Consider the following 5,445-nt stretch of genomic DNA (forward strand, 5'->3'; position numbering starts at 1 on the left):
CGGTGGGGGCGACGGCCCGATGGCCGTCGCCCCCACCGTGTCCCCCAGCTGGTGGAGGAGCCCGACGAACGCGCCCCCGAACGCGCCCCCCACGCACGCCGTCGCGAACGGCCTCCCCAGTGGCAGCGAAACCCCGTAGACCAGCGGCTCCCCGATGCCGAGAAGCGCTGCCGGAAGGGCGGAGCGGATCACCCTGCGGACCGACGTGTCCCGCGCGAGCCGGACGTACACGGCGAGCGCCGCCCCCACCTGCCCCGCGCCCGCCATCGCCAGGATCGGCAGCAGGACCGTGGAGCCCCGCTCGGCGATGAGCGTGGTGTGGATGGGGATCAGCGCCTGGTGGAGGCCCAGCATCACCAGCGGCAGGAACAGCCCGCCCAGCGCGAAGCCCGCCACCGCGCCCCCGTTGGTCAGCAGCCACTCCGCGCAGCGGCCGATCGCCGACGACACCTCGCCGGCCACGAACATCAGCCCGTACAGCGTCACCAGCCCCGGCAGCAGCACCGTCAGAGCGGGCGTCACCAGCGCGTCCAGGGCCTCCGGCACCACCCGCCGGCACGCCTTCTCCACGACCGTCCCCAGCAGCGCCGCGCCCAGCGCCCCCAGCACCCCGCCCTGTCCGGGCGCCAGTTGCCGGCCGAACACGGCGACGTGCGCGACACCCGGGTGGACGATGACGGCCGCGACCGCCCCGCCCAGCACGGGCGTGCCGCCGAACTCCTTCGCCGTCAGATACCCGACGAACACCGCGATCAGCGACATGAAGCCGGAGACGATCGCGGACAGCGCCGGGACGAGCGCGGGCAGCCAGTGGAGATTGGCCAGCAGCCCGCCGGCGCCGGCGATGACGCCGCAACCGACGAGGGCGGGGATCAGCGGTACGAAGACCTGGGCGAGGCGGCGCAGGAAGAGCCTGCCGGGCGTGCCGTCACGGGCCCGCCGCCGCTCCCGTAGCGCGTCACCGCGCGCGGCGAGGGCGTCGGCGGTGGTCCCACAGGCCGCCACCAGCCGCTCCAGCTCCGGCGCCACCCGGGCGACCGTCCCCGGCCCCAGCACGATCTGGAAGGACTCCCCGTCCTCCACCACGCCCAGCACACCGGGCAGCGCCCGCAGTTCCGCGCCCCGGACCGGCGCGCGGTCCGCGACCTCCACGCGCAGCCGGGTCATGCAGTGGCCGACGGTACGGACGTTGCCGGCGCCGCCGAGCAGGGGGAGGAGGGCGGCGGCGGTGTCCTGAGGGTTCATCGGGGCACGACGCTACGGCCCGCGCCGGCCGATCAGCCGTGCGCCGCGCCCGCCGCGCGCAGGGCGGCGCGCAGATGGCCGTGTGCCTGGTCCAGCAGCCGGGCGGCCGTGGGCCCGTCGACCTCGCCGAGGAGGATGAGGATGGCGTTCTTCACCTCGCCCCCGGCGCCGGTCAGCGCCGCCTCGACCTCGTCGTCCGCCGCGCCCGTCGCCAGCGAGACGATCCGCTGGGAACGGGCGCGCAGCTTCTCGTTGGAGGCGCGGACGTCGACCATGAGGTTTCCGTAGGTCTTGCCGAGCCGCATCATCGTGATCGTCGAGATCATGTTGAGGACGAGCTTCTGCGCCGTGCCCGCCTTCAGCCGGGTGGAGCCGGTGAGGAGCTCGGGCCCCACGACGACCTCGATCGCGTGCTCGGCGGCCGCGCCCAGCGGCGAACCGGCGTTGCAGGCCAGCCCTACCGTGAGCGCCCCGGCCGCGCGGGCGTGCCGGACGGCCCCCACGGCGTAGGGGGTGCGGCCCGAGGCGGAGACGCCGACGACCGTGTCGTCGGGCACGATCTCGAGCGCGTCCAGGTCGGCGGCGGCCCCCGCCGCGTCGTCCTCGGCCCCCTCGACGGCCGACACCAGGGCCTCGGGACCGCCCGCTATCAGGCCGACGACCTGCCCGGGGCCGGTGTTGAACGTCGGCGGGCACTCGCTGGCGTCCAGCACCCCCAGCCGCCCGGCCGTGCCCGCGCCCGCGTAGATCAGCCGGCCGCCGCGCGCCATCCGCTCGGCGGCCGCGTCGATCGCCGCCGCGATCTCGGGGAGCCGGGCCGCGACGGCGGCGGCGACGCCGGCGTCCTCCGCGTTCATGATCCCGGCGATGTCCAGGGTGGGCAGCCGGTCGATGTCGGCGAGGTCGGGCCGGAACGCCTCCGTGGTGAGGGCGGCCAGCTGGGCCCGGAGCGCGGCCGGATCGGCGGACGGGGTCATGGACGGTTCCTCGGGTCTCAGCGCCGGTCGCGCGGGGCGTGCCGGTCGCGCGGGGCGTGCCGGTGGGCCAGCGCCTCGTACGACGCGGACAGGGCGGGCGCCGCGCGTTCGTACGTGCGCTGCGCGACCCCGATGAACAGGCAGTCCACCACGAGCAGCTGGCTGGTGCGGCTCGACATGGCCGCCGGGCGCAGCTCGCTCTCCCGGGCGGAGGACGTGGTGAGGATGTGATCGGCGTACTGGGCGATCTCCCCGTCGGGCCGCCCGGTGATCGCGACCGTGGCCGCCCCTCGCTCGAAGGCGACGCGCAGCGGCTCGATGACGTCGGTGGTGCGCCCGGAGTGGGTGATGGCGATCGCCACGTCCCCGGAGCGCAGCTGGACGGCGTTGGTGACGGCCAGGTGGGGGTCGGCGGGGGCGTGGGCGATCAGTCCGATGCGCAGCAGCTTCTGGACGAGGTCCTGGCCGACGAGGTTGGAGGCGCCGATCCCGTAGACGTCGACGCGCCGGGCGGCGGCGATGGCGCCGACGGCCGCCTCCAGCGCGGCGGTGTCGAGCCCGGCGGCGGTGTCCGCCAGGCACTGCGCCTCCTCCTGGGCGAGCTTGGCGACGACGCGGGCCAGCGGGTCGTCGACGGCGATGTCGGCGGTGACGGCGGGCGCCCGGCCCGCCGCCTGCTCGGCCGCGAGCGCGGCGAGCGCGAGCCGCAGATCGCGGTAGCCGGGGTAGCCCAGGACGCGGGCGGTGCGCACGACGGTGGCCTCGCTGGTGCCCGTCAGCTCCGCGAGCCCGGTGACGGTGAGCGCCGCGGACCCGGCGGGATCGCCCGCCACGGTCTCGGCGACGCGCTGCATGGAGCGGGTCATGGTGGGCGCGAGGGTGCGGACCTTGGCGGCCAGGGCGGCGGGCGGGGTCGGGAGCGCCGGGCGGGGAGCGGCCGAACGGGCAGTGACGGAAGTTTCCTTCACCTTGATGCTCACATCGTGAAAGGTATTTTCGGCCCGGTGTGCCGTCAACCCTCCGGGCCCCCGACAATGGATCGCATGGAGCTCGAACAGGCACTGCACACGGCGCGCGCGCTCGTCCTCGCCGATCTGGTGGCGGGCGACGCGGCCGACGCCGACGTCGTCTCGCTGGTCGAGGACGCGGTGGCGCACCGGCGGTGGTGGGCCGAGCAGTGGCCCGAGGGCGCGGCGTTCCTGCCCGGGCTGGTGGCCCAGGACGTCCAGGACGCCCTGCTGGAACGGCACGGCCGCTGGCCCCTGTGCCCGGTCTGCACGGACTCGGGCGACCCCCACGCCCTGGAGGTGGAGCCCGAGCTCGGCCCCGACCCGCACTGGGCCTGCGCCAAGCAGGCCGTACTGATCGCGCCCGTGGGCTCCCTGGCGACGGCCCTCGGACACGGACACTGACCGGTGGCCTTCCGGTGACCCTCTACATCGACCCCCCGAACTGGCCGGGCCACGGCCGCATGTGGTCCCACCTGGTCAGCGACGTCTCCTTCGACGAGCTCCACGCCTTCGCCGCCCGCCTGGGCCTGCCCGGCCAGGCGTTCGACGGCGATCACTACGACGTGCTGTCGACGGCGTACGGGGACGCCGTACGGCTGGGCGCGGTGGAGGTGAGCAGCCGCGAGGTGGTGCGCTTGCTGCGCGGGGCGGGCCTGCGCCGCCCCAAGCGGTAGCAGGCCCCGGTCCCACCCTTTCTCCGTTTCCTGGGGGGCAAGCCCCCAGCCCCCCAGGGGGCGAGGGGCTCCGCCCCCGCCCGGGGCCCTGATGCCCGGGGCGAAGCCCTAGGGCCCGGGCCCACCGGGGTCCGGGGCGTCAGCCCCGGGAAACGGGAAGGGGCGGAACTGGGGCACCCTCCCCGCCGCAGCGGAGCTCAGCCGCGACGTACCAGCCCGGCGGTGCCGTCCCGGTCCCCGGCCCCGGCCCCGGACCCGGACCGCGCGACGACCCGCGACGCCCCCCGGTGCAGCCGGGACGCGACCGCGGTCGTACCGAGGGCTGCGGCCGCCAGACCGGCACCCAGCCACGCGACCGCGGGATAGCCCCACCCCGCCGAGATGACGAGCCCGCCCAGCCAGGGACCGACCGTGTTGCCGATGTTGAAGGCGGACGTCGTCGTCGCCCCCGCGAGCGTCGGCGCCGCGTTCGCGACGTTGAACATCCGTGCGTTGAGCGCGGGCGCCGTGACGAACGCCGCGACACCGAGCAGCAGCGCGAGCCCCACGGCCGCGACCGCCACGTGCGCGGTCAGCGCCAGCAGGGTCATCACGGCGGCGGACGCCGCGATCCCCCCGTACATCGTGCCGAACAGGTGCGCGTCGGCGATCCGTCCGCCGATGGCCGTGCCGATCAGCGCCCCGACGCCGAAGAGCGCGAGCACGGTCGGCACCCAGGACTCCTTCAGCCCGGCGGTCTCGGTGAGCAGCGGGGCCAGGTAGGAGAAGAGGCTGAAGACGGCGGCGGCGTTGAGCGCGGTGGTGACCAGCGCGAGCCAGACCTGCCGGTCGCGGTAGATGGCCAACTCGGAGCGCAGACGCGGCGCGTCCGCCCCGTCCGACCCGCCCGCCCGCGCGGTCGCCGGCACGAGCGCCAGGACCCCGGCGAGCCCGAGCACCGACAGCCCGGCCACCGCCCAGAACGCGGCGCGCCAGCCCGCGTGCTGCCCCAGCAGCGCGCCCGCGGGCACGCCGACGATGTTGGCGACGGACAGGCCGCCCACCATCACCGCCATGGCCCGGGCGCGGGCGTCCGCCGGCACCAGCGACACGGCCACCGCCGCGCCGACCGCCCAGAACCCGGCGCAGGCCAGCGCGCTCACCACCCGGGACGCGAACAGCACCCCGTACGAGGGCGAGAGCGCGCCCGCCACCTGGCCGAGGCCGAAGACGGCGAGCAGCGCGACCAGCGTCGTCCGGCGGGGCAGCCGCAGCGTCGCCGCCGCGAGCACGGGCGCGCCGACGACCATGCCGATGGCGAAGGCGGACACCAGCAGCCCGGCGCGCGGGATGGAGACGTCCATGTCGCGGGCGATGGGCTGGAGCAGCCCGGAGAGCATGAATTCGGACGTTCCGAGGGCGAAGACCGACAGGCCCAGGACGTGGACGGCGGGGGGCATGGGCGACGTACGGCGACGTATGGGAGTGGAGTTCGGCGGCATACCCATGGCCAGCATGATCAACACCGGCGGTATTCCCTCCCCGCTCACTCCCCGTTCC

6 protein-coding genes are annotated in these 5,445 nt (G+C 75.8%); 2 read left to right on the top strand and 4 right to left on the bottom strand.

Going from position 1 to position 5,445, the window contains the following annotated elements; all coding sequences use genetic code 11:
* The 3 genes from K6I33_RS31260 to K6I33_RS31270 all read right to left on the bottom strand — a co-directional run.
* The coding region (locus K6I33_RS31260) for a PTS transporter subunit EIIC (protein ID WP_229357919.1) at positions 1-1,245 on the bottom strand (1,245 nt) is incomplete at its 3' end.
* Positions 1,246-1,277: 32 nt separating this feature from the next.
* Positions 1,278-2,222, bottom strand: a complete 945-nt coding sequence (gene murQ / locus K6I33_RS31265) for an N-acetylmuramic acid 6-phosphate etherase (RefSeq protein ID WP_229357920.1) — start codon at positions 2,220-2,222, stop codon at positions 1,278-1,280.
* Between the two features lie 17 nt (positions 2,223-2,239).
* On the bottom strand, positions 2,240-3,202 hold the full coding sequence (locus K6I33_RS31270; protein WP_374286276.1) for a MurR/RpiR family transcriptional regulator: 963 nt from the start codon (positions 3,200-3,202) through the stop codon (positions 2,240-2,242).
* Positions 3,203-3,265: 63 nt separating this feature from the next.
* Here K6I33_RS31270 and K6I33_RS31275 point away from each other — a divergent pair, with 63 nt between their 5' ends.
* Together K6I33_RS31275 and K6I33_RS31280 are read left to right on the top strand one after the other, a co-directional pair.
* Positions 3,266-3,634: a hypothetical protein gene (locus tag K6I33_RS31275; protein ID WP_229357921.1), complete on the top strand. Its 369-nt coding sequence runs from the start codon at positions 3,266-3,268 to the stop codon at positions 3,632-3,634.
* Positions 3,635-3,648: 14 nt separating this feature from the next.
* Positions 3,649-3,906, top strand: a complete 258-nt coding sequence (locus tag K6I33_RS31280) for a DUF4031 domain-containing protein (protein WP_229357922.1) — start codon at positions 3,649-3,651, stop codon at positions 3,904-3,906.
* Positions 3,907-4,103: 197 nt separating this feature from the next.
* On the opposite strand, the gene K6I33_RS31285 is transcribed toward K6I33_RS31280, so the two are convergent.
* Positions 4,104-5,345, bottom strand: a complete 1,242-nt coding sequence (locus tag K6I33_RS31285; protein WP_229357924.1) for a Cmx/CmrA family chloramphenicol efflux MFS transporter — start codon at positions 5,343-5,345, stop codon at positions 4,104-4,106.
* Between the last annotated feature and the right edge of the window lie 100 nt (positions 5,346-5,445).

This window comes from Streptomyces sp. UNOB3_S3 (genome assembly GCF_020740895.1).
Taxonomy (GTDB): Bacteria; Actinomycetota; Actinomycetes; order Streptomycetales; family Streptomycetaceae; genus Streptomyces.